The following is a 26,925-nucleotide window of genomic DNA, read 5'->3' on the forward strand; positions in this document are numbered from 1 at the left end:
CTATGAAAGAACACGCGCCCGCCATGCAGGTAGCCGCCCACGTCAACAACGCACCTGTTAGCCATCCGCATTTGCAGCGCAAACACGCGGTGCTGCTGGTGTCTGGCGTGTTGTTGATGCACCTCTGGCTGCTGGCAGGTGGCCCTATGTGGTTCACGCCGGAGCCGGGCCAGCCTTTGCATCCCCAAGCCATGGTGACGCGCCAAATCGAGGTCGCTGCACCACGCGCACCGCAAGTGCCAAAGCCTGTGCAGCCGGCCCGCACCCAACCCAAGCCAACTGATGCTGCGGATACAAATGCCAACGCAAGCGCTGTCGACGCATCGACATCCAAAACAAAACCATTGAACTTCGACGATTTCGGTGTCGACCTGGCTGCGCCTGTCGCCCTGCCGCCTCGTCAGGCCTCTGGCCTTGACTTGCCGCCTCACAACCGCACCGGCAGCGATGGACTCACCCAAGCCACCGCGTTCAAAGCCCCCGAATCGGCTCTGCTGAAATACAAAGTGCAAGGCCAAGCCAAAGGTTTGAATTACTGGGCCTCGGCCGAACTCGCGTGGCAACAAGACGGCCAAAACTACGATTCGCGTTTGACCGTCAGCGCATTTTTGCTTGGCTCGCGCACCCAAGTCAGCAAGGGCACGTTAGGGCCCGAAGGCCTCATGCCCACACGCTTTGGCGACAAGGGTCGCAGCGAACTGGCTGCGCACTTTCAGCGCGACAAAGGCATCATCAGCTTCAGCGCCAATTCGCCCGATGCGCCGCTGCTCAAAGGCGCGCAAGACCGCTTGAGCGTGGTGATTCAAATCAGCACCCTATTGGCAGGCGACCCCACGCGTTTCCCGCTGGGCACGATGCTGTCGTTCCAAACTGTGTCGCAGCGCGAGGCGGAGGTCTGGCACTTCTTGGTGGAAAAAGAAGAGTTGCTGCAATTGCCCTTTGGCGAGATCGGTGCCATCAAGCTCAACCGCAAGCCCCGCCGTGAGTTTGACCAGCACATTGAGCTTTGGTTTGCCCCCACATTGGGCTATTTGCCTGTGCGTTTGCGCATCACCAACGCCAACGGCGACTTTGTGGACCAACTTTTAAACACCGCCGAAAAACCCAGCCCTTGAATTTGGGCTTTTGAATCCGATATGCTTAGATGCAATTCGTTTTCAGCCGAAAGATTCCCATGGACATGCTCTACAACTCCGACACGTATTCCGTGATGCACCTGCACGTGCAAGACGACGCGTTGGTGCCTGTCCGCCCAGACGTGCCCGCCTTGGCCCGTCATGGCTTTGAGATCGTAGACAAACGTTCTGGCAAAGAGATTTACCTCGAAGGCTCGTGGGCCGAGCAATTTCAGGTGCATTTGCGTGCGTGGCAAGAAAACGCCCCCACCCAAGAAGAGGTGGAAGACACCTTGGCCGGCTACGCCGTGCTGGCCCAAAACCCAGTTGTGGTGCACTGAGCCTGCACACGCACGACACCTAGGGCGCTTCGGCGCCCTTTTTCATGTCCAGTCCTACCTACAATTGCGCACATGACTGCATACATCCTTAATTTGTCTTGCCCTGATCGCCAGGGCATCGTGCACGCCGTGTCTGGCTTTTTGCTGGAGCGCAAAGGCAACATCGAAGAAGCCGCTCAGTACAACGACCCCGACACGGGCTTGTTCTTCATGCGCGTGCAATTTGCCTGCGATGCCGTAGACCAAGACGAGTTACGTGCACAGCTCGCCACCTTTGCCGACACCTTCGGCATGAAGTGGACGCTGCACGACACCACCCAACCTATGCGCACGGTGTTGATGGTCAGCAAAGAAGGCCATTGCCTGAACGACTTGTTGTTCCGCGTCAAAAGCGGCCTGCTACCTTTGGACATTCGAGCCATCATCAGCAACCACCGCGAGTTTTACCAACTGGCGGCCAGCTACAACGTGCCGTTCCACCACATTCCCGTCACCGCAGCGACCAAGGCACAAGCCGAAGCCAAAGCATACGAAGTGATTGAAGCTGAAGGCGCAGAGCTGGTGGTGCTGGCCCGCTACATGCAAATTTTGAGCGACGACTTGTGCAAGAAATTGTCTGGTCGCGCCATCAACATTCACCACAGCTTCTTGCCCAGCTTCAAGGGTGCCAAGCCGTATTACCAAGCCCACGACCGTGGCGTCAAGCTCATTGGCGCTACCGCCCACTACGTGACCGCCGATTTGGACGAAGGCCCCATCATTGAGCAAGACGTGGCCCGCGTGGACCACAGCAAAACCGTGGAAGATTTCACCGCCCAAGGCCGTGACACAGAAAGCCAAGTGTTGGCCCGCGCTGTGAAATGGCACAGCGAACACCGCGTGCTGTTGAACGGCCACAAGACCGTCATCTTCAAATAAAGCGCCCACTTCTTCATGAGCGCCAGCCGCATCCCGCCCATTCAGTGCTTGCTCACGTTTGAGGCGTTGGCGCGGTTGCGCTCGGTCACGCAAGCTGCTGAAGAGCAATGCGTGACACCCAGCGCGGTGAGCCATCGCGTGAAGCAGCTTGAGCAGTTGCTGGGCGTCAAGCTCTTCGGCCGCGCCGACTTTTCGCTCACCACCGAAGGCAGCGAGTACCTCGCCCATGTGCGCGAGGGCTTGGCGATTTTGGAACGCTTCCCCGGCAAAGACGGCAGCGCCACGCCTGGTAAACGCAAACTGCGCTTGGCCGTGACGCCCACCTTTGCCCGCTCCATCCTGATGCCGCGCCTGCGACAGTTTGCCGATGCCTACCCCGAGATCGACATCACCCTGCAAGTGAGCATCCCGCTGTTGGACGTGGTGGCCGAAGACGCCGACCTGACCATCCGCTTTGGCACTGGCCGTTATGCAGACGTAGAGCATGTGTGCATCATGAAAGACGATGTGACGCCCTTGGCCTCGCCCGCCTACATCCGCGAACACGGCCCGTTTGAGAACGCAGAGGACTTGGCCGATGCCACCTTGTTGCGCAGCCCCTTGGAGCCTTGGCGGACGTGGTTTGCCGCGCATGACCAAGACTGGCCTGAGCCGATTGATGGCAGCAGCTTCAACGACATTGGCCTGATGTGCGATGCCGCAGCTCAGGGCCTAGGCGTTGGCTTGGTTCGCTTGAAACTGGGCGCGCCTTGGCTTGAAAACGGCACGCTGGTGCGCATCTTCCCGCGCCAAGTGCCTAGCCCGCATGGGCATTACCTGTGTTGGCGCACGGGCGCGATGGACCGCTGGGAGTGCGCGGCCTTTGCGGATTGGCTGAAAAAAGCCGTCCCTTAAATTGGCTTCACGCGCGGGTGTAACTTTCTTCACACGTCTTTCTTGCGTTTTGCCTTAAAGTGAGGCGCATGAACGCACCACTCACCTCCGACCAGCAAAACACCCTTGCCCGCGCCGAGCGCCAAGCGCAAGTCGTGCAAGCCCTGCTGCAAGTGCTGCCACAGCACGCCCTGCTCTACACCCTTGAGGACACCGTGCCTTACGAGTGCGACGGCCTCACTGCTTACCGCGCCCGCCCCATGTGCGTGGCCTTGCCCGAGACAGTAGACCAAGTGCAAGCCGTGCTCAAGGCCTGTTACGCACTGGATGTGCCCGTTGTGGCCCGCGGAGCAGGTACAGGCCTGTCGGGCGGCGCGATGCCGCACACCATGGGTGTGACGCTGTCACTGGCCAAGTTCAACCAAATTCTCAACATTGACCCCATCGCTCGAACTGCAGTCGTGCAGTGCGGCGTGCGCAACCTCGCCATCAGCGAAGCGGTGTCGCAATACGGTCTGTACTACGCGCCCGATCCGTCGAGCCAAATTGCTTGCACCATCGGCGGCAACGTGGCCGAGAACTCGGGTGGCGTGCACTGTTTGAAATACGGACTCACCGTGCACAACGTGCTCAAGGTGAAGGGCTTCACCATTGAAGGCGAGCCGATTGAGTTTGGCAGCGATGCGCTCGACACACCGGGCCTCGACCTGTTGCCCGTGGTGGTAGGCAGCGAAGGTATGTTGGCGGTGACCACAGAAGTGACCGTCAAGCTCGTGCCCAAACCACAACTGGCTCGCTGCATCATGGCCAGCTTTGACGATGTGCGCAAAGCGGGCGACGCGGTGGCTGCAGTGATTGCCGCAGGCATCATCCCCGCAGGTTTAGAGATGATGGACGGCCCCATGACCGCCGCCGTGGAAGACTTTGTCCACGCCGACTACGACCTGAGCGCCGCCGCGATTTTGCTGTGCGAGAGCGACGGCACACCTGAAGAAGTGGAAGAAGAAATTGGCCGCATGAGCGAAGTGCTGCGCGGCTGTGGCGCAACCGCCATCACCGTGAGCCGCGACGAAGCGCAACGCATGAAATTTTGGAGCGGTCGCAAAAACGCGTTTCCCGCTTCGGGCCGCATCAGCCCCGACTACATGTGCATGGACAGCACCATTCCGCGCAAGCGTTTGGCCGACATCCTGCAAGCCATTCAAGAGATGGAAAAGAAATACCAGCTGCGCTGCTTGAACGTGTTTCATGCAGGCGACGGCAACTTGCACCCGCTGATTCTGTTTGATGCAAACGACCCCGACCAAATGCACCGTTGCGAACAGTTTGGGGCAGACATTTTGGAAACCAGCGTGGCCATGGGTGGCACGGTAACGGGCGAGCACGGCGTGGGCATCGAGAAGGTGAACAGCATGTGCGTGCAGTTCAGCGCCGAAGAAAACGAACAGATGTTTGGCGTGAAGCGCGCCTTTGACAGCAAGGGTTTACTCAACCCCGGCAAGGTCATCCCCACCCTGCACCGCTGCGCCGAATACGGCAAGATGTTGGTGCGTGCGGGGCAGATTAAGCATCCGGATTTACCGCGGTTTTAATTTGCCGCAGTTTTAAGCGGCGTAAGTTCGCCCACCAAATATCGCCGTCCCCACCCGCACCATCGTGCTGCCCGCCTGCACGGCAGCTTCTAGGTCGCCCGTCATGCCCATCGACAAGGTGTCGAACTGGGGCAGGTTCAAAGCGGCTTTCACCTCGTCAAACAAGGCGCGTGCTTTGGCGTGCACAGCTACTTGCGCATCAAAGCCTTCCACGGGGTCTGGAATGGTCATAAGGCCACGCAACTCCAAGCGGGGCAGCTTGGCCACTTCGGCGGCCAGCGCCAGCACGTCGGCGGGGGCAATGCCTGATTTGGTTTCGCCGCCGTCGATGTTGACTTGCAGGCACACGTTGAGCGGAGGTAAATGTGGGGGGCGTTGGTCGCTCAAACGCTGCGCAATTTTGAAGCGGTCTACCGTGTGCGCCCAGTCAAAGTGTTCAGCCACCAGTTTGGTTTTGTTGCTTTGAATGGGGCCAATGCAGTGCCACACCAAAGGGGGTGCGACACCTTGCAAAGCGGTGATTTTGTCTACCCCTTCTTGGATGTAGTTTTCCCCAAAATCGCGCTGACCACAGGCCGCCACTTGGCGCACATCGTCAGCGCTGAATGTTTTGGAAACTGCCAATAGTTGCACCGCATTCGCAGGACGGTTGCTCGCGACACAGGCCGCTGCAATGCGGGCTTGCACCGCTTGGAGTTTGTCGTGTAGCACGTGGTCTGGCGTATTCATCTTGGGTGCAACTTTAACAAGGAGAGCGGCATGCCTCACATAGCTCTGACTTTGAACCAACTCCTCGCCCAAGCGGTGGCGCTGCAAGCCTCTGATTTGCACTTGTCTGCGGGGCGTGCTCCGATGGTGCGTCAGCACGGTGTGTTGGTCACACTCGATGCGGCTACGCCAACACCCCATGCGCTAACCCACGATGCGCTGCGCATGATGCTGGCACCGTTGATGGACGAAGCCCAACACGCGCAATTCAACCAAGGCCATGAGGTAGATTTTGCGTTTGCCGTGCCAGAGCTGGGACGTTTTCGAGCCAACGCCTTCATGCAGCAGCACGGCTTCGGCGCGGTGATGCGGCACATCCCCAGCGGCACACCTACATTTGCTGCGCTGCACGTACCGCCCGCCATTCCTGAGCTACTCACACGCGTGGGCTTGCTACTGGTGACAGGGCCAACTGGCTCTGGCAAATCCACCACCTTGGCGGCCATGGTGCAACACCTGAACACGCACACCCAACAACACATCGTGACACTAGAAGATCCGATCGAGTTTGTACACACCAGCGACCAATGCCTGATTACCCAGCGCGAAATGGGCACACACAGCCAAAGCTTTGCGCACGCATTGCGCGCAGCCTTGCGCGAAGACCCCGATGTAATTTTGGTGGGCGAGCTGCGCGACCTAGAAACCATTCGCCTCGCCCTCACCGCCGCCGAAACCGGGCACTTGGTGTTGGCCAGCCTGCACACGCGCAGCACTTGCGCAACGGTCGAGCGCATGGTGGATGTGTTTGACGCCCACGAGAAAGCATTGGTACGCACCCAACTCAGCGATGCCCTGGTTGGGGTAGTGTCGCAAACGCTATGCCCCACGCCAAGCGGCGATGGCCGCGTTGCGATATTTGAAACGATGGTCGCCACGCCCGCGATTCGCCATCTCATTCGCGAGGGCAAAACTGCGCAAATGCAAAGCGTGTTGCAAACAGGTGCCGCGCAAGGCATGCAAACCATGGCGCAAGCCCTACAAGACGCACGCCGCCAAGGTCGAATTGCTTAGGCCCTCCCAGCGGTTCCCTGCGTGACACACCGAGCCGCGCCTAGCCCCTATGATTCAGCGCAGTTCAACCCTTTTCTGGAATAACCATGTCTAGCATCAACGCCAAAACTTACGAATCCGCCCCCTCTGCTCACGTTGCCTTCATCGGCATGGGTGTGATGGGCTACCCCATGGCTGGCCACTTGGCCACAGCAGGTCACGCGGTCACGGTGTACAACCGCTCGCCCGCCAAGGCCGAGGCTTGGGTCAATGAATTTGCAGCCAGCAAAGCACCTAAGAGCGCACTGACCCCACGCGAAGCCGCCAAAGGCGCCAGCATCGTGTTTTGCTGCGTGGGCAATGACGACGATTTGCGCTCGGTGGTGTTTGGCGCTGACGGTATGTTGGCGGGTATGGAGCCGGGCACCGTATTGGTGGACCACACCACAGCCTCTGCTGACGTGGCACGCGAGATTTACATCGCCGCCAAGAATCTAGGCATTCACTTCATCGATGCACCTGTGTCCGGCGGCCAAGGCGGTGCGCAAAACGGTTTGCTGACCGTCATGTGTGGTGGCGATGCGCCTGTGTTTGAAAAGGTCAAGCCCGTGGCTATGGCCTTCTCTCGTGCGTTCACCCTGATGGGCGAGCCGGGCGCGGGCCAACTGACCAAGATGGTGAACCAAATCTGTATCGCAGGTTTAGTGCAGGGCTTGAGCGAAGCGATTGCCTTCGGCCAAAAGGCAGGCCTGGACATGAACCTCGTGCTCGACGTGATTGGCAAAGGCGCGGCACAAAGCTGGCAACTGGACAACCGTGGCAAGACCATGGTGGCCGACAAATTTGATTTCGGCTTTGCCGTGGATTGGATGCGCAAAGATTTGGGGCTGGTGTTTGACGAAGCCAAGCGCAACGGCGCTGTGTTGCCAGTGACGCAGATGGTCGACCAGTTCTACGGCGACGTGCAAAAAATGGGTGGTAACCGTTGGGACACATCCAGCTTGATCAAGCGTTTGCGCTAAACCCGAGCGCCCACAAAAAAGCCCCGCATGCGGGGCTTTTTTATTTGTTGCGCTCAATTATTTGATGGGCGTCACAACGGGTTGCTGCGAAGCGTTGGATCTAGGTGCATTCAGATCCACAGATTGCGAGTCACCGCGCTTGGGTTGCATGGCGCGTAAATCATCTTCTGTGATGTATTCAAACACGCGCACCACACGTTTCACGCCACTGACGCCACGCACCACATCGGTCGCACGCTTGGCTTCGCGTTGGGTCACACGGCCCATCAAATAAATAGTGCCGCGCTCGCCCACCACCTTGTAGACGTTGGCAAAGACATCTTCTGTATCCACCATGGAGGCTTTGACCTTCGCCACCAGCACAGCGTCGCTGGAGCGATCACTGAAACTCGATGCGGGACCAATGGCCAGTTCGTTGACCACCGCACGGACGTTCTCCACGCGGCCAATCAAGGATTCCACTTGGCGGCGCACCGTGTCTGTGGTCACTTCGCCCGTGATCAACACTTGGCGGTTGTAACTGGTGATGTTGATGTGCTCTTTGCTGCCGAAGTTTTCACGAATGGCTGTCGCGCTGCGCTGTTCGATGGTTTCGTCTTCCACCTGAATGCCTGCCGAGCGACGATCACTGGCCACCATGGCACCACCAATGACGCCACCAAACATCAAAGGTGCAGCACAAGAGGCGAGCCCCAAGCACATCACCAATGTGGACAGCAACGAAGCTGTGGATTTGTTCAAAATTTTCATTCTTTACCTTCTGTATCACCCAGCAATTGCGCATCCACACCATCGCAAATGCAATGGATGGCCAACAAGTGCACTTCTTGAATACGGGCTGTGCGGTCGTGCGGCACACAAATGTGCACATCGGTTTCGCGCAAGGCTTGGCTCATCTTGCCGCCGCCTTTGCCAGTGAGCGCCACCACTGTCATGTCGCGCTCGTGGGCCGCTTGAATGGCGGCCAACACGTTGGGCGAGCTGCCGCTGGTGGTGATGGCCAACAACACGTCGCCCGACTGACCGAGGGCGCGCACTTGTTTAGAAAAGATTTGTTCGTAGCTGTAATCGTTGGCAATCGCCGTGATGATGGAGCTGTCGGTGGTCAGCGCAATCGCGCCCAGTTCTGGGCGCTCGCGCTCAAAACGGCCCACAAACTCTGCCGCAAAATGTTGCGCATCGGCGGCTGAGCCACCATTGCCACATGCCAGCACTTTGCCACCACTGGTGACACTGGCTAATACGGCGGACACTGCTGCTGCAATGGGTTTAGACAAGACTTGCGCGGCCTGGTATTTCAGGTCGGCAGAGTCGATGAAGTGTTGTTCGATACGTTGCTCAAGCATGGGGGCAATGATACCTTTAAGCGTCAAAAGCGGCTTTGAACCACTGCAAGTCGTCGCCCTCGACGGCGATCACATCAAACCGACATGGGGGTGTCTGGCGCAGTTTCAACAGATAGTGACGCGCAGCAAACACAATGCGCCGCTGTTTGACAAAAGTAATGCTGGCCAAAGCCCCGCCATGTTGGGCGTTGCCGCGTTTTCGTACCTCGACAAAGACCAAGGTGCCATCGCTCTCCCGCATGACCAAATCTATTTCGCCACCACCCCGCCCGGGCGTTCGATAATTGCGTTGCATCAGTTGCAGCCCTTGGGTTTGTAAATGCTGCAACGCGCGGTCTTCGGCCGCATCTCCTTTTTGCTTGGTGGTTGATTGCACTTGCTTTTGACCATTGGGTTTGTTCACAGCACCTCCTTGATGAACGTCAACTTCGATTCCGCCTTGACGGCCGCACACGCTGCCGCAGCCGCCCAAAACCACCCCACAGGCACGCTGTATGTGGTGGCCACGCCCATTGGTAATTTGGCCGACATCAGCTTGCGTGCGTTGCATGTGCTGAGTCTTTGCGACACGCTGGCATGTGAGGATACGCGCCACTCACAAACTTTGCTTCGCGCCTACGGCATCGACAAATCGTCCTCGCACTGGCTGGCGGTACACCAACACAACGAGGCCGAAGCGGCAGAAGAGGTGATTCGGCGTTTGCAGGCTGGGCAGCGCGTGGCCTACGTGAGCGATGCGGGCACCCCAGCCGTGAGCGACCCCGGTGCGCGCTTGGCTTGGCAGGTACAAAGCGCGGGCTTGCGTGTGATGCCATTGCCCGGCGCCAGCAGCGTGACCGCGCTGTTGAGCGCGTGCGGCACACCTGCACATGACTCGTCTGGTTTTGTTTTTGTGGGCTTCTTGCCATCCAAAGCCACCGAGCGCGGGCATGCCGTTGAGGTGCTGGCCGAAGAGCCTCGCACGCAAGTGCTGCTAGAAGCGCCGCATCGCATCGAAGCATTGGCCACTGCACTGGCGGTTTTGGGCGATCGCCCAGTGACTGTGGGTCGAGAGCTGACCAAGCAGTTTGAAGAAATTGCCACTGTGGCAGCGCAAGATTTGGCTGGTTGGCTGCAAGGCAACGCACAACGCACGCGTGGCGAATTTGCTTTGGTAGTGCATGCCCAAGCGCAAGAACGCGCAGCGGGCTCGGACAACGACCGGCTCCTGAAAATCTTGATGGAAGAACTCCCCCTGAAAACAGCCGTGAAAGTAGCGGCAGAAATCAGCGGCGAGGCCAAGAACGCTTTGTATGACCGTGCGCTGGCGTTGAAACAGGCATCGTCTGAGTAAAAGCTGGTGCGGCTGGCGGGGCGCCAAGACTTATTCGCCGTTGTTCGTCTTTTAGCGCCAACCTAATGACTCCGCTCGCTCTTAAGTCGATCGGCCCTTGTGCTCCCCTTCTCATGATGTGTCGTCTCACGGGGGTCTGAATAAAACAAACTCGGAAAATTGCGCGTGGAACTCATGACCCCTGTGATACCAACATATTCTCGTACAACGTCGCCTCTGCCGTGGTATCCAGCGCCACCCGAAACGATGGTTCCATCATCAAATTTGACCTCTAAGCTGTAACTCGCCTCTCCATTAGATATCCCCTTAAACACGACACCTTCGTGAGGTTTCAACTTTTCCGCCAGTCGGGTTGTGTACTTGTAGTCCCCACGATATTCGATATCGATATAGCTTATGTCTCGCGTGCTCACGTTGGTAATTTCTATCGTCGATACTGGCTGCAACCATTCAAAAACACTCGACGTCAGCGCCCCTGCTAGAAATATCAGTGGCACAAAAAAAGCCATTCGTGATTTTTTGCACGTCATGATTTGACCGTCTCAGTCAAACCATCTCGCTCTTGCAACTTCTCCCAAAATGCACAAACAACGACTTCCGATGCGTTATCTGCACAAACAGTTCCAATTTCCTTTCGTATTTCAGAGTCTTTACTCCACAGCTGAAAATTGTTGCGCACCCACATTCCAAGTGAACGATGTAATCGTCCAAGATCCTCACTTTTCATAGCTCTAATGTCGTCTTGGACATGCTGCGGAAGAATATCCTGCATTAGCGAAATTGCCTCTGCAACTGTTGCGGGCATATCCGATGCTGCAATCTCAGGTAGTTGGCTACGCTTTTTGGTTGAGATGCCAAATAGCAAATTGAGCAATCGCTTCATATTACGTAGCTTCTTTCTTCATCCAAGCAACAAACTCAGGTGCCATTTCTGCCTCACGATGCGCTTCAATTTTCTTTATCTGGTCAGATAGCCAAAGCAAGCTCAATTTGTAACCAATAGTTTTTTCCTCATAGGTCAACTTTGACTCAACATACGCGAGTAGGGGCTCCGCACTCTTGAGACCTCTAAAGCTTGCTAGCGTTAGCCACTTCAACGCAAGAATCGGCGTTTGGTTCCGGTAGTGCTGCCCAAGTTGAGCCATGGATTTCGCGTCCCCAGTCTCCGCCCGTTCGAGCAGAAACGCCGTGCTTGTAACGGGATCGAGTTGGGTGTTCTCAACTTTCGTTGTGCTATCCACTTCGAACTCATCATCTGGATGCGGCTCACTCAGTTTTTGCTTCAGCTGTTGCCAAATTGCCTGTGCTTGCTCGATGTACTTCTCGTCCACATCCACGATGATTTCTTCGAAACTCCCGAAATGCTCAGCAAACTCAGCAGCGAGCAACAATTGCTCAAAGGCAATTTCAGGGAATAGCCCTTTCACAAAAGCAAACTGTGTGAAGCAAATTGATTTGTATCGACCCACCGCCGCCGCCGTTCGCAAGATTTCAAACGACGCATCGCTGATGCTGTCCCACTTTTCAGTCTCTGTGCTCGTGATTACGCTGGGACTCACATCCTCATGCACTAACGTGCGGAAGCCTCTTACAGAGTGGTGAATTTCTAACGTCTTGCTCGTGAAATACGCACGCTCAATCTGATGCGCAACCAACACAGAATTCATGGGTGTGAAGCCATTCATGTTGTAGGTGCATGAGATTACTTCAGCATCACTGGCTACATATGAGCCGTGAGGGATAGGGCGCAACGTTATGTTCATTATTCAATTTTCGGGTTTTGGTGATTCACACCGCTCTTGACTGGTCATCCAGTTATGAATTTTTTCTACCGTCACTTGATCTAACTTGCCGAACCTATTTCTGACGCAAGAAATGTTGCCTTCAGTTATGCCGTCATTCACACCCCAAAGCATGTGCTTCCTAGCTATCACCAAAAATATCTTTCCCGCCTTGGCATTTGGAATTAGCACTTCCCTCAAGTATTTCTGAGCGGCCCACACACTTGGAAGCCCTGCCGCGAACCTGATTGCTCGGTCAGGCATGGAGATTGATGGATATGGACACACATTTAAGATCGCCATCTGAGACTCCAACGACTCGACGCTCTTTCCTAATGGATCTGCGATCCTTGTTTTATAAAACTTATGCCATGGCCTAGGCAAAGGCTCTACCCCAGTTCTTTGTTTACTGATTAGCTCTTGGTGCTTTTTATCTTCTACTGAGTAAGCTGGATTGGCATAGCAAACGACAATTTTCGCCGTCTCCATCGGTCCATCGAAAGGCCATGGCCCATAGTCACTTGTGACAAAGTCACAGTCTTCTTTGCACTGTTTTGTTTTGTCGTTTTCGAAGTAGCTTTGATCCCTTGGATGGATTAAGGCGTCACCGCATTCAGCCCAATAGCGGTGAAATTCTGTTCCTAAATACATGCTCCTCATTCTGCCGTATATATGCAGCAATTCATAGCCCCGCATAAACGAACCTTGCTTAATAAATTAAGCAAGCAAATTGGATATAGATCAGGCATTCGGTTTGGCACTTCGGGGCCAACGCACAAAACGTAAATGGAGTCAAACCGACTTGGCATTGCGTGCTGACGTTGACCGCAACTACATCTCGCTCCTCGAACTCGGCAAAAACAGCCCTAGTGTGCGGATGCTTTACAAGCTATGTAATGCTTTCGACATTCGTCCATCGGAACTTTTAAAAGATGCCGATAAGCGCATGTCAACGTGACCAGCGAACGATACGCGCGCATGCATGCGCGCGCGAGGAACATACTTAAGCCCTATGCGGATTAGGCTTCGGGGTAGTTTGCAGGGTTTCGCTTTGACAGCGTTGGATGCGAAACCCTCTTCAAACCCTGTTCAACCCCCGACTGTCGGCGCAGCATGACGAAGACTCACGAACTAAAAAATCTGGCAAACCCATGTACGATAAGACTTTGCCGTAAACAAAAACGCCACCCCGAAGGATGGCGAATGTAAATTTGGTGCGGCTGGCGGGGATCGAACCCACGACCCTTGGCTTCGGAGGCCAATACTCTATCCACTGAGCTACAGCCGCGCTTTTGTGACTTGGCATTGTAGGCGCCCCGCTATAATTTCCGTCAGTTCTAGAGCCCCTCTTACAGGATTTAAAAATGAGCAACCAACACCACGAAGAAGACCACACAGGTCCTATCAAAACTCCGAAGCAGCTTTTGTTGGCTGTCTTGTATTCTTTTGTGCTGCCTGTGTTCATCATCATTGGCTTGGTGGCCTATGTGACTTCTGGCAACAAGCCACAAGCTGGCTCTTCCAACGAGCCAGAGGCAGTTGCAGCTCGTATCCAAAAAGTTGGCGCAGTGGAGATCAAAGACGCCAACCGTGCAGCGCGCAGTGGCGAAGACGTCTTCAAAGCCCAGTGCTCGGCTTGCCACACCTCAGGCGCAGCCGGTGCGCCCAAGTTTGGCGATGCTGGCGCATGGGGTGCTCGTATCGGCAAAGGCTATGACACCTTGTTGACTTCTGCGCTCAAGGGCAAGGGCGCTATGGGCCCTCAAGGCGGCGGTGATTTTGAAGATTTCGAAATTGGCCGTGGCGTGGTTTACATGGCCAATGCAGCTGGTGCGAAGTTCACAGAACCTAAGAAGCCCGAAGGCAAATAAGCTTTCGCTTCTTGTAAAAAAACCGGCTTTTGAGCCGGTTTTTTTACGTCTTAACTTGGGCTACCGCACTTTGCTGTGGACTGCGTACATAGCCAAAGCGTTTGGGCAGTTCACGAGCCGGCACTGCCTGAGGCACCCATAAGCCGGCCTCGACTAAGTCGGCAGCTTGCACCACGTCTTGGGTGTGCAGCAAGCCAAAGCCTTGCTCGGTGTCAAGGTACACACGTCCATGTTCGTCCATGATGCAGCGCTGCATCCGCACAGGCATGCCCGTGTGCGCATGAATCGTGCCGTCTGGCTGTAGACGCCAGACCCAAGGCGTGGCCTCTAGTTCTACATACACGCGCTGTGGGCCGTTTTGAAAATACCAATGCCCTTGCTTATCGCAGGCGTAGTTTCGGCCGATGAATGCGATGAGCTTTTCATGCTGCAAGCGCGAACCTTTGCTTTGGGTAAAGGTGCCTAAAGCTTGCGTTTGGTCATCGCGCATGTACCAGTCGCCGCGTGCATCTAGCCCCAACCAACCGTAGCAGTCTGGAACATTGGGCCATTTGGCCATGGCTTGTTGAACGAGGTCATCCATGCTGTGTCATCCATTCCGTCACGGCCCAAGGCATTTCTTTCAAATCACCGGGGAATTTACCTGAAGCAAAGCCGACATGCCCCCCAGCCTCTGGCTGCCAAAGGGTGACTTGATCGCTGACGTGACCCTGGGTGGGCAAGCAACTGGCTGGAATGAAGGGGTCGTTACGAGCATTCAGCACCAACGCAGGAACTCGAACCCGTGTCAGCCCAGGTTTGGCACTGGCTCGGTCCCAATAGTCATCAGTGCCTCTGAACCCGTGCAGCGGCGCCGTGAACACATCGTCAAATGCGTAAAGGGTGTTTGCCGCCATTAACATTTGCGGATCAAACAGGCCAGGGAATTGTTCTAGTTTTTGCATGGCACGCGGCTTCATGGTGGCTAGAAACATGCGCGCATAAACAGCTTTGTTAAATCCAGTGTCAATGGCATGACCGCTTGCACATAAGTCGATGGGTGAGCACACGGACGCTATGCCATTCACAACCTGCGTTGCCGTGTGGCCCATTTCCCCCGCCCAGCGCATGAGCGCATTGCCGCCCAGAGAAATACCAACCGCAAAAATCGGACCTCGGTGGTGTTGGTGAAAGCGCTGAAGCATCCAGCCTATTTCTTCAAAATCACCGGAGTGGTAGGCACGCGGCGTCCAATTGATTTCACCACTGCATCCCCTGAAGTGCGGAACGGCCATGTGCCATCCTCGCGCCTGCGCTTCTTGCGCGAAGGCCTGGGCATAGTGGCTGCTCGATGAACCTTCTAGACCGTGAAAAAGCACCAGCAGTGGGGCATGTTCTGCCAGCACAGCGTCATCGCTGCGCCAGTCCACATCAACAAAGTCGCCGTCTGGCGTGTCCCATCGTTCACGCGCCCAGCACGGTTTTGCGCCTGTGTAACGACGCGCAAACTTGGCGGAATAAATCGTTTGTAGGTTTCCGCCAGGCAGCCACCAAGGCGCGTGGTAATCCCAAATCAATGTAAGACCTGTGGCGCTTCGTGTGCTTCTGCGTGTGTGGGCGCAGTGCCTGGGCTAGCGTGATGCGCCACCATGCGCCATCCCTGTGCCGTTCGCTGATACACGTTGGTCGCGACCACAACGGCCTCTTGTGTGCCATCTGTGGTGAGCAAGGCCACGCGCTCAATCACGTTGTGCATGGCACTGGTGAGCGACTCAACTTTGCAAATATGCTCAGGTCGTGCTGCAATGGTGCCGTTGGCAAACATGGCTTCAAACGCGGCACGGATGCTAGCGCTGCCAATCAAGCGTGGCCCGCCTGGGTGGACGCACACGATGTCGTCTTCGTCGGCCCAACAGCCCATGAGCTTTTCTATGTCACCTGTTTGCAAGGCTTCATAAAACTGGTTTTCGATGGCGTCTGCTGTGCCACCCACAGTGGCAGCTCGGAGTTTGGCTTTAGGCATGGTTCAAATTGTCCATGTTTTTAGAACAGGCAATAAAAAAGCCCCGACCGTGAGGCAGGGGCTTTTGGACGCTGACGCGCACAGCAATTACTTGTGAGCGCGGTAGCGGCGCAAGGCCGACAATTCAGCAGCCAAGATGGTCAGCTCTGAGCGAGCACGGGCCATATCAACGTCTGATTTTGCGTTCTTAACGGCTTCTTCAGCTGCGAGTTTGGCTGCGTTTGCTTTTTCTTCGTCCATATCTTTGCCGCGCACAGCGGTGTCAGACATGACGGTGACGCAGTCAGGTTGCACTTCAAGAATGCCACCTGCTACGAAAACAAACTCTTCACCACCATCAGCTGTGTGAATGCGCACCGAACCGGGGCGGATGCGTGAAATCAGCGGCGTGTGGCGCGGATAAATACCGAGCTCGCCCGCCTCGCCTGGCAAAGCCACAAAAGTGGCTTCGCCGGAGAAGATCAACTCTTCTGCGCTGACGACATCTACGTGGATGGTACTCATAGGATCTCTCAGATCTTTTTAGCTTTTTCGAACGCTTCGTCGATGGTACCGACCATGTAGAAGGCTTGCTCTGGCAAGTGGTCGCACTCGCCGTTCACAATCATCTTGAAACCACGGATGGTTTCGGCCAAGGTCACGTATTTACCGGGTGAACCAGTGAACACTTCAGCAACGTGGAAAGGCTGAGACAGGAAACGTTGGATCTTACGAGCGCGAGCCACAGCCAACTTGTCGTCCGGAGCCAATTCGTCCATACCCAAAATCGCGATGATGTCACGCAATTCTTTGTAGCGTTGCAAAGTGCCCTGCACAGCGCGCGCTGTTGAGTAGTGCTCTTCGCCCACAACCAATGGGTCCAATTGACGGCTGGTGGAGTCCAATGGATCCACAGCTGGGTAGATACCGAGCGAAGCGATGTCACGAGACAACACAACGGTGGAGTCCAAGTGAGCAAACGTTGTTGCTGGAGATGGGTCGGTCAAGTCATCGGCAGGCACGTAAACGGCTTGGATGGAAGTGATAGAACCCACTTTGGTAGAGGTAATACGCTCTTGCAAACGGCCCATTTCTTCGGCCAATGTAGGTTGGTAACCCACAGCAGAAGGCATACGACCCAACAAGGCGGACACTTCTGTACCGGCCAATGTGTAGCGATAAATGTTGTCTACGAAGAACAACACATCTTTGCCTTCGTCACGGAATGATTCCGCGATGGTCAAACCTGTCAACGCAACGCGCAAACGGTTGCCTGGAGGCTCGTTCATCTGACCGTAAACCATGGCAACTTTGGACTCGTTCAAGTCTTTCAAGTTCACCACGCCTGAGTCGGCCATCTCGTGATAGAAGTCGTTACCTTCACGGGTACGCTCACCCACACCAGCGAACACGGACAAACCGCTGTGCGCTTTAGCGATGTTGTTGATGAGTTCCATCATGTTCACGGTTTTACCCACACCCGCGCCACCGAACAAGCCGACCTTACCGCCTTTGGCGAAAGGACAGACCAAGTCGATCACCTTGATGCCGGTCTCGAGCAATTCTTGCGAAGGGCTGAGTTCGTCATAGGCAGGAGCCTTGCGGTGAATAGTGGCGGTTTGAGTTTGGTCAACTGGGCCACGTTCGTCGATGGGGTTACCCAACACGTCCATGATGCGGCCGAGTGTGGCTTTACCAACTGGCACGGTGATACCGGCACCAGTGTTAGTCACCATCAAACCACGGCGCAGACCGTCTGAAGTTCCCAACGCGATGGTACGGACGATGCCGTCACCGAGCTGTTGCTGAACTTCCAGAGTCAGTGCTGTGCCTTCGAGCTTGAGCGCGTCGTAGACCTTGGGCATTTGGTCGCGTGGGAACTCGACGTCCACCACCGCGCCAATACATTGAACAATCTTGCCTTGGGCTTGAGCCATTTTTTGCTCCAAAAATTAAAATCAGACAGCAGCCGCACCTGCAACGATTTCCGAAAGTTCTTTCGTAATCGCGGCTTGACGCGTCTTGTTGTAAACCAGTTTGAGTTCGTTGATCACGTTCCCAGCGTTGTCGGTCGCAGACTTCATCGCAACCATACGGGCCGATTGCTCGGACGCCATACTTTCAGCCACGGCTTGATACACCATAGCTTCTACGTAGCGGAGCAACAATTCGTCGATGACGGTTTGTGCGTCCGGTTCGTAGATGTAGTCCCAAGTGCTGTGCACTTCGTGCGTTTTCAGCACTTCGGCCGACAAGGGCAGAAGTTGCTCAACCACAGACTCTTGCTTCATGGTGTTGATGAAACGTGTGTAGCACAGCTGGACCGAATTGATCTCGCCGTTGACATACGCATCCAACAACACCTTGACGGGGCCAATGAGCTTGTCGAGGTGAGGGGTGTCACCCAGCTGCGTCGCGTGCGACACAACTTTGACACCCGAACGACCCAAAAAGCCCAGACCCTTGTTACCGATAGCCACAGCTTGTGCTTTGTGACCTTCGGTTTGCAAATCTTTCAGCTTGTTCGACAACATACGCAACACGTTGGTGTTGAGACCGCCGCACAAGCCTTTGTCTGTGGTCACCACGATAAAGCCCACATCCTTGGCGTGGTTCACTTCCATGAAGGGGTGAACGTACTCAGGATTGGCCTTGCCGAGGTTAGCCGCGACGTGACGAATCTTCTCGCTGTAAGGGCGAGCCGCACGCATGCGCTCTTGCGCCTTACGCATCTTAGACGCGGCGACCATTTCCATAGCTTTGGTGATCTTCTTGGTGTTTTCCACCGATTTGATCTTGCCGCGAATTTCCTTACCTGCTGCCATTTGAGGCTCCTTGTGTCAGGTAGGAATTAAGCGAAGGTTTTCTTGAACGCGTTCAAAGCTTCGGTCATTTCGGCTTCAGCCTCTTTGTCCATGGCTTTGTCGGCTTCAAGCTTGGCCAACAACTTAGCGTGCTTGTCTTTGAGGTAAGCATGCATTTCGTATTCAAAGTGCAGAACTTGCTTGACTTCGATGTCGTCCATGTAGCCTTTGTTCACAGCAAACAGGGTTGCACCCATGATGCTGATGGACTGTGGGCTGTACTGAGCTTGCTTGAGCAATTCAGTCACGCGAGCACCGCGGTCGAGCTGTTTACGTGTGGCTTCGTCGAGGTCAGAAGCGAACTGAGCAAACGCTGCCAATTCACGGTACTGAGCCAAGTCGGTACGGATACCACCGGACAAGTTCTTGATCAATTTCGTTTGAGCTGCACCACCCACGCGAGACACTGAAATACCAGCGTTAATCGCAGGACGGATACCAGCGTTGAACAACGAAGTTTCCAAGAAGATTTGACCGTCAGTGATCGAAATCACGTTGGTAGGCACGAATGCAGACACGTCACCAGCTTGGGTTTCAATGATTGGCAATGCAGTCAATGAACCAGTTTTGCCTTTGACGGCACCTTTGGTGAAAGCTTCGACGTAGTCGGCGTTCACGCGGGCAGCGCGCTCGAGCAAACGGCTGTGGAGATAGAACACGTCGCCAGGGTAAGCTTCGCGGCCGGGTGGGCGACGCAACAGCAATGACACTTGGCGGTAAGCCACAGCTTGCTTAGACAAATCGTCATACACGATCAAAGCGTCTTCGCCACGGTCGCGGAAGTATTCGCCCATCGTGCAACCTGAGTAGGCTGACACGTATTGCATCGCTGCAGATTCAGAGGCAGAAGCGGCCACAACGATGGTGTACTCCATCGCGCCAGCTTGCTCCAAAGCGCGAACCACGTTTTTGATCGACGAGGCTTTTTGGCCAATCGCGACGTAAACGCAGGTCATGTTTTGACCTTTTTGGTTGATGATGGCGTCGATCGCGACAGCCGTCTTACCAGTTTGACGGTCACCAATGATCAACTCACGTTGACCACGGCCCACTGGCACCATGGAGTCCACAGACTTCAAACCAGTTTGCATGGGTTGGCTCACAGATTCGCGAGCGATAACGCCAGGTGCAACCTTTTCGATCACGTCGGTCATCTTGGCGTTGATTGGGCCTTTGCCGTCGATAGGCTGACCCAAAGCGTTCACCACGCGACCAATGAGTTCAGGGCCGACTGGCACTTCCAAAATGCGACCTGTACATTTGACAACGTCGCCTTCAGAGATGTGCTCGTACTCACCCAAGATCACGGCGCCGACCGAGTCACGCTCGAGGTTCAGGGCCAGACCGAATGTGTTGTTGGGGAATTCCAACATTTCGCCTTGCATCGCGTCTGAAAGACCGTGCACGCGAACGATACCGTCAGTCACCGACAAAACGGTGCCTTGATTACGAACGTTGGCATCATTGCCCAGACCTTCGATACGGCTCTTAATCAGTTCAGAGATTTCTGCTGGATTGAGTTGCATGACTCTTTCCTTCTTTCTTGTTAGGGCTGACAGGCATTAAGCCGTCAGCGCAACTTTCATTTGATCTAAACGGGCTTTGACAGAAGTGTCCAACACTTCGTCGCCCACCACCACGCGAATACCGCCAATCAGCTCAGGCTGCAAAGCCACAGAGACGTTGAGTTTGCGGCCAAAACGCTTTTCAAGAGCAGCCGTCACATCAGCCAAAGCTGCTGCGTCGATGTCGAAAGCGCTGTACACAACAGCGTCTGCCGTACCGCTTTGCGCGTTGACATGGGCACGGAATTGCGTTGCCACTTCAGGCAATGCGCTCAAGCGACCGTTGTCAATCACGGCGCGCAAAAAGTTTTGCGCAGCAGTTGGCAATTTGGATTTGGCAACACCAACGATCAAGTCAAACACTTGGTTTGAAGTGACTTTGGGGCCTTCTGCAAATTGCAGCAATTGGGCGTTCCCAGCGATCGCTGCAAGCTCATCGAGCCATGCAGTGGTACCGCTCAGGTCTGCGGCCGAAGCCTTGAACAAAGCTTCTGCGTAAGGGCGGGCAATGGTGGCGAGTTCGGCCATGTTGTCCTCTTACAGCTCAGTCTTTAGACGACCCAACAAGTCGGCGTGAACGCTGGCATTGACTTCCTTGCGGAGAATCTGCTCGGCGCCTTTGACAGCCAATGCAGCCACTTGCTCGCGCAGGTGCTCACGGGCTTTCACGACTTCTTGCGCTGCTTCAGCGTGAGCAGCAGCCACAATCTTTTTCGCTTCATCCGAGGCGTGAGCCTTGGCTTCATCGATCAAGTGTTGGGCACGACGCTCTGCATCAGCCAACAAAGCGGTAGATTCGTTGCGGGTTTCAGCCAGCTTCAATTCCACTTCTTTGTGCGCGTTGGACAGTTCAATCTTGGCATGTTCGGCAGCAGCCAAACCATGGGCAATTTTTTCTGAACGTTCGTCGAGGGCGATTGCGATGGGTGGCCACACGAATTTCATCGTGAACCACACCAAGACCGCAAATACGATCATCTGGACGAACAGGGTTGCGTTGATACTCACGGCAACACCTTTCTTTTGGTAGTTGCTAGATTACTTCAGGACGAAGGGGTTCGCGAAAGCGAACATCATGGCGATACCAACGCCGATCAAGAAAGCAGCGTCGATCAGACCAGCCAACAAGAACATTTTGGTCTGCAATTCGTTCATCAATTCAGGCTGACGAGCAGCTGCTTCGAGGTATTTGCTACCCATGATGCCGATACCGATACAAGCACCGATAGCGCCCAAACCAATGATGAGGCCAGCTGCGAGTGCTACATAACCGAGGACGTGTTCCATTTTGTTGCTCCTAAAGAATGGATGAGAGAAAAGTTAAGAAAAAACCGAAAACGAGTGCGCTTTAGTGGGCATCATGCGCTTGACCCACATACACCAGCGTCAACATCATGAAGATGAAGGCTTGCAATGTGATGATCATGATGTGAAAGATGGCCCAGATTGAACCAGCAATGATGTGACCGATGGGCAGCAAGATGCCTGGTAATGTGGCAGCAGCGGCGCCACCCATCAAGGCGATCAACATGAACACCAATTCGCCTGCGTACATGTTACCGAACAGTCGCATGCCATGCGACACGGTCTTGGCCGCGAACTCGATCATTTGCATGATGAAGTTGACGGGCCACAAAAGAGGATGAGCACCGAAGGGAGCGCAGAACAACTCATGCACCCAGCCGCCGATACCTTTGATCTTGATGTTGTAGAACACACAGACCAACAAAACAGAAGTCGACAAGCCCAAAGTGGTGGACAAATCAGCCGAAGGCACGACACGCATGTAGGCATGGTGCGCATCGCCACCGTTCGCGCCGTAGATGATTTCCCAAATCTTGGGGAACAAATCAACAGGAAACAAGTCCATGGCGTTCATCAAGAAGATCCAGACAAACACCGTTAAAGCCAAAGGAGCCACCAACTTGCGACTCTCGGCACTGTGGATGATGCCCTTGGCTTGGCTATCCACCATCTCAACCAAGATTTCAACAGCCGCCTGAAAGCGGCCAGGTGCGTGAGCAGTAGCACCACGGGCGGCACGCCACAAGAAGAAGCTAGCAACCACACCCAACAACACAGACCAAAAAATTGAGTCAATGTTGTAAACGGAGAAGTCAATGACACCAGCCATCGGCTTGTTTTGCAGATGCGTCAGGTGGTGAACGATGTATTCACCAGCGGTCGGACCATGTTCAACAGACATTCGTTCGCTCTTCTTTAAGTTGGATCGACTGGATAAAACACTTTGCGAAAGCCAAGCGCTACCCAATACACCTTCATTGTCACGATCAGACCTGCCAACATGGCAGGCCAGCTCAAATCATTCACCAAACGCGGCGCCGCAAAAAGCATTGCCACCGTCAGGCCTATTTTGACCATCTCCCATAGGAAGAAGCCAAACACCGCAGCACTCACATTCACAGAAGCGATCCGACTGGTCAAGCCTCGTGCAAATAACGACGCGGGGACAATCACCGCCAAGGCACCATAAACCGCCGAATAAACCGCAGCCATCCGCCCCGACACAAACCATACAAGCACCGCCACCAGAAGCCCCAGCACAGCCTGGACTCCAACCACCCGCCATACCGACAGAAGGGGCTGTTGTTTGCGCAACTCGGCAGCTTGTTCAGCTGTCAACGGCTCAAACGTGTCTTGTACGTTTTCTTGATCTTCGGCTTGTATTCTGGTCATGTTTGTTTACGCCCAGGTTACATCCGCTTGCCCATATAGAACCACTAATTGTACGTGATAACACATACGCTTTCAGGCCTATCGCACCAAGAAGAGGATAATTTCGCTCATGACAAGTCCCAGCACACCCCAAGAAAACCCTCGCACAGACTCGCTGATTGAGTATCCAAGCCTATTTCCCATCAAAGTGATGGGCACCAAAGTCGACGGCTTCGTTCATGCTGTGACTTACATTGCAGAGCAATTTGACCCCACGTTTGACGCTAGCACCGTTGAGTTGCGTGAAAGCAAAGGGGGTAATTATTTAGGCGTCACCATCACCGTAACGGCGACCAGCCGTGAGCAACTCGATGAGTTGTACCGCACCCTCACCTCTCACCCGTTGGTGAAAGTGGTGCTGTGATCCAACAACTCGGCTTGGTGCCGTACCTGCCCACCTATCAGGCAATGCAGGACTTCACGGCAGCACGCACACCCGAGACACCCGACGAGCTGTGGGTTTGCGAGCACCCACCCGTGTTCACACAAGGCCTGGCCGGACATGAAGACCATTTGCTCGCACCGGGCGACATCCCTGTGGTGCTCACCAACCGCGGTGGTCAAGTGACATTTCACGGCCCGGGCCAAGTGGTGGCTTATCCGTTGATTGACCTCAAGCGCACGGGCTACTACGTCAAAGAATATGTGTACCGCATCGAAGAGGCCGTCATTCGTACGCTGGCTCACTTCGGCGTGACGGGCCACCGCGTGTCTGGCGCACCTGGCATTTATGTGCGCTTAGACGATCCATACAGCCACACGGTATTGGCACAGCGTCCGCAGAAAGACGCAAGCAAAGACCCAGACTTTGCAGGTCTTGGAAAAATTGCAGCACTGGGCATCAAGGTGAGCCGACATTGCACGTACCACGGCGTGGCACTGAATGTCGCCATGGACCTAAGCCCCTACCAACGCATCAACCCCTGCGGCTACCAAGGTTTGCAGACCGTCGACCTTTCTACAATCGGTGTATCGGTCAGTTGGCAAGACGCCGCTGATGTTTTGAGTCAAAAGCTCGTTACCTATTTAACGCCCTGAACCCAGGGCCTCCAACACAGGCTTGATTGCTATGTCCACCCCTGACAACCAAGTTGTGCGCGAAGCACAAACCGTCGAAAACTACAACGCATCAGCCAAGCAAAAAGCGGCCGCCAAACTCTCACGCATTCCCGTGAAAGTGGAACAAAGCGAAGTACTGAAAAAGCCCGATTGGATTCGCGTCAAAGCAGGCTCGCCCTCCACACGTTTTTATGAAATCAAAGACGTACTGCGCGCCAACAAATTGGTGACCGTGTGCGAAGAAGCCAGCTGCCCCAACATCGGCGAATGCTTTGGCAAAGGCACAGCAACGTTCATGATCATGGGCGACAAGTGCACTCGTCGCTGCCCCTTCTGCGATGTGGGCCACGGCCGCCCTGACCCGCTCGACGTGAACGAGCCAGAGAATTTGGCCAAAACCATTGCCGACTTGAAACTGAAATACGTCGTCATCACCAGCGTCGACCGCGATGACTTGCGCGACGGCGGCAGCCAACACTTTGTGGACTGCATTCGCCGCACACGCGAGCTGTCACCGCAAACACAAATTGAAATTTTAGTGCCCGACTTCCGTGGCCGTGATGACCGTGCTTTGGAAATTCTCAAAGCGGCACCGCCAGACGTGATGAACCACAACATGGAAACCGTGCCACGCCTCTACAAAGAAGCGCGCCCTGGTAGCGACTACGCCTTCAGCTTGAACTTGCTCAAGAAGTTCAAAGCCTTGTTTCCCAAGGTGCCCACCAAGAGTGGCTTGATGGTAGGCCTCGGCGAAACAGACGAAGAAATTTTGCAAGTGATGCAAGACATGCGCGACCACAACATCGACATGCTCACCATCGGCCAATACTTGGCGCCTAGCACCAGCCACATTCCTGTGCGCCGCTATGTGCACCCAGACACGTTCAAGATGTTTGAAGAGAAGGCTTACGAGATGGGCTTCAGTCACGCCGCCATCGGCGCGATGGTGCGTAGCAGTTATCACGCCGACCAGCAGGCACACGCAGCATCCGAAGCTGCGAAGGCTTAAAGCCCCATCAACTCGGCCGGCTCATCGCTGGCCAACACCTCTTGCGCCCACGCCTCTAAGCGTGAGGCATCCGCGCGAATCACTTCTTGCTTGACGGCCAAGATTTGCGTCGGATGCATGGAGAAGCTGCGCAAACCCAAACCCAACAGCAAGCGCGTCATGGCGGGATCACCCGCCATTTCGCCGCACACGCTCACGCCCTTGCCTTGCGTGCGCGCCTCGGTAATGGTGTCAGCCAACAAGCGCAGCACCGCGGGGTGCAGTGGGTCATACAAATGCGCTACCAACTCATCTGCGCGGTCAATGGCCAAGGTGTATTGAATCAAGTCGTTGGTGCCAATCGACAAGTAGTCGAAATGGCGCAAGAACATCTTCACGCTCAGCGCCGCCGCAGGCACTTCAATCATGGCGCCCACTTTCACAGGGCCAAACACCTCACCCCGTGCGTCGAGTTGCTTGCGCGCTTTGTCGAGCAGCGCCAATGTTTGTTTGATCTCTCGCGCATGCGCCAGCATGGGAATGAGTAAGTGCACTTGGCCGTGCGCCGCTGCACGCAAGATGGCACGCAGTTGCGTCAAGAACATGGCAGGGTCAGCCAAGCTCCAACGAATCGCACGCAATCCCAAAGCTGGGTTGAGGTGCGTTTCATCTTTGATGGTGCGATCCAAAGGTTTGTCCGCGCCAATGTCCACCGTGCGAATGGTGACGGGCAAACCCTTCATGCCATCCACCGCACGTTTGTATGCTTGGTATTGCTCTTCTTCATCGGGCAGCGCACCTGCGCGACCCATGAACAAAAACTCGCTGCGGAACAAGCCCACGCCGACAGCACCCACATCCAATGCGGCGGGCGAATCTTCTGGCATCTCAATGTTGGCCAACAAGTCCACGCGCTGGCCATCAAGTGTGACAGCGGGCGTGTGACGCAAACGCAAAAGACGTTCACGCTCTAGGTCGGCTTGACGCTGCTTGAATCCGTACTCGGCCAAGATGATGGGCGAAGGATTGACGATGACCACGCCAGCATCGCCATCGATGATGATCCAGTCATCTTGACGCACCAACTGACTGGCCGTGCGCGCACCCACCACCGCAGGAATATCCAAGCTGCGAGCCACGATGGCCGTGTGTGATGTCTTGCCCCCCACATCAGTGACAAAGCCCGTGAACACGCTCTGCTTGAACTGCAGCATGTCCGCAGGCGACAAATCGTGCGCCACCAACACAAGAGGCACATCCATCTCATCATCGAGTTGCAGGTCTTGTTGGCGAGGCTGGTTGCTGCGCTTGGTGGATGGGTGCGGCATGACATGTGTCACGCCTTTCATGTGGCGCAGCATGCGCTCGACCACTTGCTCTAAATCACCTTTGCGCTCGCGCAAATAGGCATCATCCATTTCGTCAAATTGACGCGCCACCACATCCAGCTGCGAGGTCAACGCCCACTCGGCGTTGTACAAACGCTCTTTGATCCACCCCGTCACACCATCGGCCAGCATGGTGTCTTGCAACAACATCAAGTGCACTTCCAAGATGGCGGACAACTCTGGCGGCGAATCTTTTGGCAGGTTGTCATGCAAGCTTTGCAGCTCGGCAGACACCGCCTCGCGTGCTTGCGTCAAACGCTGGAGCTCCGAGCTCACTTGCTCTTGCTCAATGAAGTAATGCGCGACATCCACACGACTAGACGCCACCAACACAGCACGCCCAATGGCAATGCCGCGTGCGACTGCAAGACCGTGGATTGAAAACGTCATC

33 protein-coding genes and 1 tRNA gene are annotated in these 26,925 nt (G+C 55.2%); 13 read left to right on the forward strand and 21 right to left on the reverse strand.

What is annotated here, in order from left to right:
• The first annotated feature begins 2 nt into the window (after positions 1 to 2).
• The 5 genes from C5F52_RS02600 (at position 3) to C5F52_RS02620 (ending at position 4,839) form a co-directional block, all read left to right on the forward strand.
• The gene (locus C5F52_RS02600) at positions 3 to 1,115 is read left to right on the forward strand and encodes a DUF3108 domain-containing protein (protein ID WP_161499636.1); all 1,113 of its coding nucleotides are present in this window, start codon (positions 3 to 5) and stop codon (positions 1,113 to 1,115) included.
• Positions 1,116 to 1,174: 59 nt separating this feature from the next.
• On the forward strand, positions 1,175 to 1,456 hold the full coding sequence (locus C5F52_RS02605; RefSeq protein ID WP_104796754.1) for a DUF3567 domain-containing protein: 282 nt from the start codon (positions 1,175 to 1,177) through the stop codon (positions 1,454 to 1,456).
• 72 nt (positions 1,457 to 1,528) lie between these two features.
• Positions 1,529 to 2,374, forward strand: a complete 846-nt coding sequence (purU, locus tag C5F52_RS02610; RefSeq protein WP_104796755.1) for a formyltetrahydrofolate deformylase — start codon at positions 1,529 to 1,531, stop codon at positions 2,372 to 2,374.
• Between the two features lie 15 nt (positions 2,375 to 2,389).
• Entirely contained in the window at positions 2,390 to 3,268 is an 879-nt protein-coding gene (locus tag C5F52_RS02615) for a LysR substrate-binding domain-containing protein (RefSeq protein WP_104796756.1), read from the forward strand.
• Between the two features lie 68 nt (positions 3,269 to 3,336).
• Entirely contained in the window at positions 3,337 to 4,839 is a 1,503-nt protein-coding gene (locus tag C5F52_RS02620; protein WP_104796757.1) for an FAD-linked oxidase C-terminal domain-containing protein, read from the forward strand.
• Between the two features lie 12 nt (positions 4,840 to 4,851).
• On the opposite strand, the gene C5F52_RS02625 is transcribed toward C5F52_RS02620, so the two are convergent.
• Positions 4,852 to 5,568 carry a YggS family pyridoxal phosphate-dependent enzyme gene (locus tag C5F52_RS02625; protein WP_104796758.1) on the reverse strand — a complete coding sequence of 239 codons (717 nt, stop codon included), beginning with the start codon at positions 5,566 to 5,568 and terminating at the stop codon, positions 4,852 to 4,854.
• A 45-nt stretch (positions 5,569 to 5,613) separates the two neighbouring features.
• Between C5F52_RS02625 and C5F52_RS02630 the strand changes: the two genes are divergently transcribed.
• Positions 5,614 to 6,621: a type IV pilus twitching motility protein PilT gene (locus C5F52_RS02630; protein WP_104797137.1), complete on the forward strand. Its 1,008-nt coding sequence runs from the start codon at positions 5,614 to 5,616 to the stop codon at positions 6,619 to 6,621.
• An 86-nt stretch (positions 6,622 to 6,707) separates the two neighbouring features.
• Positions 6,708 to 7,622 carry an NAD(P)-dependent oxidoreductase gene (locus C5F52_RS02635; protein ID WP_104796759.1) on the forward strand — a complete coding sequence of 305 codons (915 nt, stop codon included), beginning with the start codon at positions 6,708 to 6,710 and terminating at the stop codon, positions 7,620 to 7,622.
• Between the two features lie 57 nt (positions 7,623 to 7,679).
• On the opposite strand, the gene C5F52_RS02640 is transcribed toward C5F52_RS02635, so the two are convergent.
• The 3 genes from C5F52_RS02640 to C5F52_RS02650 are packed head-to-tail and all read right to left on the reverse strand — an operon-like array spanning position 7,680 to position 9,371.
• Positions 7,680 to 8,372, reverse strand: coding sequence for a BON domain-containing protein (locus C5F52_RS02640; RefSeq protein ID WP_104796760.1), 693 nt, complete (start codon positions 8,370 to 8,372; stop codon positions 7,680 to 7,682).
• The gene (locus tag C5F52_RS02645; RefSeq protein WP_104796761.1) at positions 8,369 to 8,968 is read right to left on the reverse strand and encodes a phosphoheptose isomerase; all 600 of its coding nucleotides are present in this window, start codon (positions 8,966 to 8,968) and stop codon (positions 8,369 to 8,371) included. The genes C5F52_RS02640 and C5F52_RS02645 overlap by 4 nt, the downstream gene beginning before the upstream one ends.
• A 16-nt stretch (positions 8,969 to 8,984) precedes the next feature.
• Positions 8,985 to 9,371 (reverse strand): YraN family protein, encoded by a 387-nt coding sequence (locus C5F52_RS02650; protein ID WP_104796762.1) that lies wholly within the window; start codon positions 9,369 to 9,371, stop codon positions 8,985 to 8,987.
• Positions 9,372 to 9,383: 12 nt separating this feature from the next.
• On the opposite strand from C5F52_RS02650, the gene rsmI reads away from it, so the two are divergent.
• Entirely contained in the window at positions 9,384 to 10,301 is a 918-nt protein-coding gene (gene rsmI, locus C5F52_RS02655; protein WP_104796763.1) for a 16S rRNA (cytidine(1402)-2'-O)-methyltransferase, read from the forward strand.
• Between the two features lie 526 nt (positions 10,302 to 10,827).
• Here rsmI and C5F52_RS02665 read toward each other — a convergent pair.
• From C5F52_RS02665 to C5F52_RS02675, 3 genes are read right to left on the reverse strand one after another with little or no spacing between them, the layout of a single operon-like run.
• On the reverse strand, positions 10,828 to 11,184 hold the full coding sequence (locus tag C5F52_RS02665; protein ID WP_104796765.1) for a DUF6794 domain-containing protein: 357 nt from the start codon (positions 11,182 to 11,184) through the stop codon (positions 10,828 to 10,830).
• 1 nt (position 11,185) lies between these two features.
• The gene (locus tag C5F52_RS02670) at positions 11,186 to 12,064 is read right to left on the reverse strand and encodes a hypothetical protein (protein ID WP_104796766.1); all 879 of its coding nucleotides are present in this window, start codon (positions 12,062 to 12,064) and stop codon (positions 11,186 to 11,188) included.
• Positions 12,065 to 12,067: 3 nt separating this feature from the next.
• A complete protein-coding gene (locus C5F52_RS02675) occupies positions 12,068 to 12,733 on the reverse strand; it encodes a hypothetical protein (RefSeq protein WP_146100024.1) in 666 nt (221 codons plus the stop codon).
• Between the two features lie 103 nt (positions 12,734 to 12,836).
• Between C5F52_RS02675 and C5F52_RS30405 the strand changes: the two genes are divergently transcribed.
• The gene (locus tag C5F52_RS30405; protein WP_369951866.1) at positions 12,837 to 13,040 is read left to right on the forward strand and encodes a helix-turn-helix domain-containing protein; all 204 of its coding nucleotides are present in this window, start codon (positions 12,837 to 12,839) and stop codon (positions 13,038 to 13,040) included.
• 254 nt (positions 13,041 to 13,294) lie between these two features.
• Here C5F52_RS30405 and C5F52_RS02685 read toward each other — a convergent pair.
• Positions 13,295 to 13,370: transfer RNA gene (locus C5F52_RS02685), tRNA-Arg, on the reverse strand.
• Between the two features lie 76 nt (positions 13,371 to 13,446).
• Between C5F52_RS02685 and C5F52_RS02690 the strand changes: the two genes are divergently transcribed.
• On the forward strand, positions 13,447 to 13,953 hold the full coding sequence (locus C5F52_RS02690; RefSeq protein WP_104796769.1) for a c-type cytochrome: 507 nt from the start codon (positions 13,447 to 13,449) through the stop codon (positions 13,951 to 13,953).
• 43 nt (positions 13,954 to 13,996) lie between these two features.
• On the opposite strand, the gene C5F52_RS02695 is transcribed toward C5F52_RS02690, so the two are convergent.
• The 12 genes from C5F52_RS02695 to C5F52_RS02750 form a co-directional block, all read right to left on the reverse strand.
• Complete coding sequence (locus C5F52_RS02695; RefSeq protein ID WP_104796770.1) at positions 13,997 to 14,536, reverse strand: DUF2946 family protein; 540 nt, start codon at positions 14,534 to 14,536, stop codon at positions 13,997 to 13,999.
• A complete protein-coding gene (locus C5F52_RS02700; protein ID WP_104796771.1) occupies positions 14,529 to 15,509 on the reverse strand; it encodes a YheT family hydrolase in 981 nt (326 codons plus the stop codon). The genes C5F52_RS02695 and C5F52_RS02700 overlap by 8 nt, the downstream gene beginning before the upstream one ends.
• On the reverse strand, positions 15,506 to 15,955 hold the full coding sequence (locus C5F52_RS02705; protein WP_104796772.1) for a nuclear transport factor 2 family protein: 450 nt from the start codon (positions 15,953 to 15,955) through the stop codon (positions 15,506 to 15,508). Before C5F52_RS02705 ends, C5F52_RS02700 begins: the two co-directional genes overlap by 4 nt.
• An 87-nt stretch (positions 15,956 to 16,042) precedes the next feature.
• Positions 16,043 to 16,459, reverse strand: coding sequence for a F0F1 ATP synthase subunit epsilon (locus C5F52_RS02710; RefSeq protein WP_104796773.1), 417 nt, complete (start codon positions 16,457 to 16,459; stop codon positions 16,043 to 16,045).
• Between the two features lie 8 nt (positions 16,460 to 16,467).
• On the reverse strand, positions 16,468 to 17,871 hold the full coding sequence (gene atpD / locus C5F52_RS02715; RefSeq protein WP_104797138.1) for a F0F1 ATP synthase subunit beta: 1,404 nt from the start codon (positions 17,869 to 17,871) through the stop codon (positions 16,468 to 16,470).
• 21 nt (positions 17,872 to 17,892) lie between these two features.
• Positions 17,893 to 18,759, reverse strand: coding sequence for a F0F1 ATP synthase subunit gamma (gene atpG / locus C5F52_RS02720; RefSeq protein WP_104796774.1), 867 nt, complete (start codon positions 18,757 to 18,759; stop codon positions 17,893 to 17,895).
• A 26-nt stretch (positions 18,760 to 18,785) separates the two neighbouring features.
• The gene (atpA, locus tag C5F52_RS02725) at positions 18,786 to 20,324 is read right to left on the reverse strand and encodes a F0F1 ATP synthase subunit alpha (protein WP_104796775.1); all 1,539 of its coding nucleotides are present in this window, start codon (positions 20,322 to 20,324) and stop codon (positions 18,786 to 18,788) included.
• Between the two features lie 36 nt (positions 20,325 to 20,360).
• Positions 20,361 to 20,891, reverse strand: coding sequence for a F0F1 ATP synthase subunit delta (locus C5F52_RS02730; RefSeq protein WP_104796776.1), 531 nt, complete (start codon positions 20,889 to 20,891; stop codon positions 20,361 to 20,363).
• 9 nt (positions 20,892 to 20,900) lie between these two features.
• The gene (locus C5F52_RS02735) at positions 20,901 to 21,371 is read right to left on the reverse strand and encodes a F0F1 ATP synthase subunit B (protein WP_104796777.1); all 471 of its coding nucleotides are present in this window, start codon (positions 21,369 to 21,371) and stop codon (positions 20,901 to 20,903) included.
• A gap of 30 nt (positions 21,372 to 21,401) precedes the next feature.
• On the reverse strand, positions 21,402 to 21,650 hold the full coding sequence (gene atpE / locus C5F52_RS02740; RefSeq protein WP_100147432.1) for a F0F1 ATP synthase subunit C: 249 nt from the start codon (positions 21,648 to 21,650) through the stop codon (positions 21,402 to 21,404).
• A 61-nt stretch (positions 21,651 to 21,711) separates the two neighbouring features.
• Complete coding sequence (atpB, locus tag C5F52_RS02745) at positions 21,712 to 22,569, reverse strand: F0F1 ATP synthase subunit A (RefSeq protein ID WP_104796778.1); 858 nt, start codon at positions 22,567 to 22,569, stop codon at positions 21,712 to 21,714.
• A gap of 14 nt (positions 22,570 to 22,583) precedes the next feature.
• Positions 22,584 to 23,006, reverse strand: a complete 423-nt coding sequence (locus C5F52_RS02750; protein ID WP_348773711.1) for an ATP synthase subunit I — start codon at positions 23,004 to 23,006, stop codon at positions 22,584 to 22,586.
• 163 nt (positions 23,007 to 23,169) lie between these two features.
• Between C5F52_RS02750 and C5F52_RS02755 the strand changes: the two genes are divergently transcribed.
• From C5F52_RS02755 to lipA, 3 genes are read left to right on the forward strand one after another with little or no spacing between them, the layout of a single operon-like run.
• A complete protein-coding gene (locus tag C5F52_RS02755) occupies positions 23,170 to 23,463 on the forward strand; it encodes a YbeD family protein (protein ID WP_104796780.1) in 294 nt (97 codons plus the stop codon).
• A 44-nt stretch (positions 23,464 to 23,507) separates the two neighbouring features.
• Positions 23,508 to 24,137 carry a lipoyl(octanoyl) transferase LipB gene (gene lipB / locus C5F52_RS02760; protein ID WP_236657722.1) on the forward strand — a complete coding sequence of 210 codons (630 nt, stop codon included), beginning with the start codon at positions 23,508 to 23,510 and terminating at the stop codon, positions 24,135 to 24,137.
• Positions 24,138 to 24,168: 31 nt separating this feature from the next.
• Positions 24,169 to 25,167: a lipoyl synthase gene (gene lipA, locus C5F52_RS02765; protein WP_104797139.1), complete on the forward strand. Its 999-nt coding sequence runs from the start codon at positions 24,169 to 24,171 to the stop codon at positions 25,165 to 25,167.
• Here the strand turns inward: lipA and ptsP are convergent.
• On the reverse strand, positions 25,164 to 26,924 hold the full coding sequence (ptsP, locus tag C5F52_RS02770; protein WP_104796782.1) for a phosphoenolpyruvate--protein phosphotransferase: 1,761 nt from the start codon (positions 26,922 to 26,924) through the stop codon (positions 25,164 to 25,166). The two genes, lipA and ptsP, sit on opposite strands and share 4 nt — an antisense overlap.
• Between the last annotated feature and the right edge of the window lies 1 nt (position 26,925).

It is taken from the genome of Limnohabitans sp. TS-CS-82 (assembly GCF_002943475.1).

What these genes read in the sequence shown, in the direction of transcription:
- C5F52_RS02600 (WP_161499636.1), top strand. Translation starts at nt 3, where the DNA reads ATGAAAGAACACGCGCCCGCCATGCAGGTAGCCGCCCACGTCAACAAC.
- C5F52_RS02605 (WP_104796754.1), top strand. Translation starts at nt 1,175, where the DNA reads ATGGACATGCTCTACAACTCCGACACGTATTCCGTGATGCACCTGCAC.
- purU (WP_104796755.1), top strand. Translation starts at nt 1,529, where the DNA reads ATGACTGCATACATCCTTAATTTGTCTTGCCCTGATCGCCAGGGCATC.
- C5F52_RS02615 (WP_104796756.1), top strand. Translation starts at nt 2,390, where the DNA reads ATGAGCGCCAGCCGCATCCCGCCCATTCAGTGCTTGCTCACGTTTGAG.
- C5F52_RS02620 (WP_104796757.1), top strand. Translation starts at nt 3,337, where the DNA reads ATGAACGCACCACTCACCTCCGACCAGCAAAACACCCTTGCCCGCGCC.
- C5F52_RS02625 (WP_104796758.1), bottom strand. Translation starts at nt 5,568, where the DNA reads ATGAATACGCCAGACCACGTGCTACACGACAAACTCCAAGCGGTGCAA.
- C5F52_RS02635 (WP_104796759.1), top strand. Translation starts at nt 6,708, where the DNA reads ATGTCTAGCATCAACGCCAAAACTTACGAATCCGCCCCCTCTGCTCAC.
- C5F52_RS02640 (WP_104796760.1), bottom strand. Translation starts at nt 8,372, where the DNA reads ATGAAAATTTTGAACAAATCCACAGCTTCGTTGCTGTCCACATTGGTG.
- C5F52_RS02645 (WP_104796761.1), bottom strand. Translation starts at nt 8,968, where the DNA reads ATGCTTGAGCAACGTATCGAACAACACTTCATCGACTCTGCCGACCTG.
- rsmI (WP_104796763.1), top strand. Translation starts at nt 9,384, where the DNA reads ATGAACGTCAACTTCGATTCCGCCTTGACGGCCGCACACGCTGCCGCA.
- C5F52_RS02665 (WP_104796765.1), bottom strand. Translation starts at nt 11,184, where the DNA reads ATGAAGCGATTGCTCAATTTGCTATTTGGCATCTCAACCAAAAAGCGT.
- C5F52_RS02670 (WP_104796766.1), bottom strand. Translation starts at nt 12,064, where the DNA reads ATGAACATAACGTTGCGCCCTATCCCTCACGGCTCATATGTAGCCAGT.
- C5F52_RS02675 (WP_146100024.1), bottom strand. Translation starts at nt 12,733, where the DNA reads ATGTATTTAGGAACAGAATTTCACCGCTATTGGGCTGAATGCGGTGAC.
- C5F52_RS02690 (WP_104796769.1), top strand. Translation starts at nt 13,447, where the DNA reads ATGAGCAACCAACACCACGAAGAAGACCACACAGGTCCTATCAAAACT.
- C5F52_RS02695 (WP_104796770.1), bottom strand. Translation starts at nt 14,536, where the DNA reads ATGGATGACCTCGTTCAACAAGCCATGGCCAAATGGCCCAATGTTCCA.
- C5F52_RS02705 (WP_104796772.1), bottom strand. Translation starts at nt 15,955, where the DNA reads ATGCCTAAAGCCAAACTCCGAGCTGCCACTGTGGGTGGCACAGCAGAC.
- C5F52_RS02710 (WP_104796773.1), bottom strand. Translation starts at nt 16,459, where the DNA reads ATGAGTACCATCCACGTAGATGTCGTCAGCGCAGAAGAGTTGATCTTC.
- atpD (WP_104797138.1), bottom strand. Translation starts at nt 17,871, where the DNA reads ATGGCTCAAGCCCAAGGCAAGATTGTTCAATGTATTGGCGCGGTGGTG.
- atpG (WP_104796774.1), bottom strand. Translation starts at nt 18,759, where the DNA reads ATGGCAGCAGGTAAGGAAATTCGCGGCAAGATCAAATCGGTGGAAAAC.
- atpA (WP_104796775.1), bottom strand. Translation starts at nt 20,324, where the DNA reads ATGCAACTCAATCCAGCAGAAATCTCTGAACTGATTAAGAGCCGTATC.
- C5F52_RS02730 (WP_104796776.1), bottom strand. Translation starts at nt 20,891, where the DNA reads ATGGCCGAACTCGCCACCATTGCCCGCCCTTACGCAGAAGCTTTGTTC.
- atpE (WP_100147432.1), bottom strand. Translation starts at nt 21,650, where the DNA reads ATGGAACACGTCCTCGGTTATGTAGCACTCGCAGCTGGCCTCATCATT.
- atpB (WP_104796778.1), bottom strand. Translation starts at nt 22,569, where the DNA reads ATGTCTGTTGAACATGGTCCGACCGCTGGTGAATACATCGTTCACCAC.
- C5F52_RS02755 (WP_104796780.1), top strand. Translation starts at nt 23,170, where the DNA reads ATGACAAGTCCCAGCACACCCCAAGAAAACCCTCGCACAGACTCGCTG.
- lipB (WP_236657722.1), top strand. Translation starts at nt 23,508, where the DNA reads ATGCAGGACTTCACGGCAGCACGCACACCCGAGACACCCGACGAGCTG.
- lipA (WP_104797139.1), top strand. Translation starts at nt 24,169, where the DNA reads ATGTCCACCCCTGACAACCAAGTTGTGCGCGAAGCACAAACCGTCGAA.
- ptsP (WP_104796782.1), bottom strand. Translation starts at nt 26,924, where the DNA reads ATGACGTTTTCAATCCACGGTCTTGCAGTCGCACGCGGCATTGCCATT.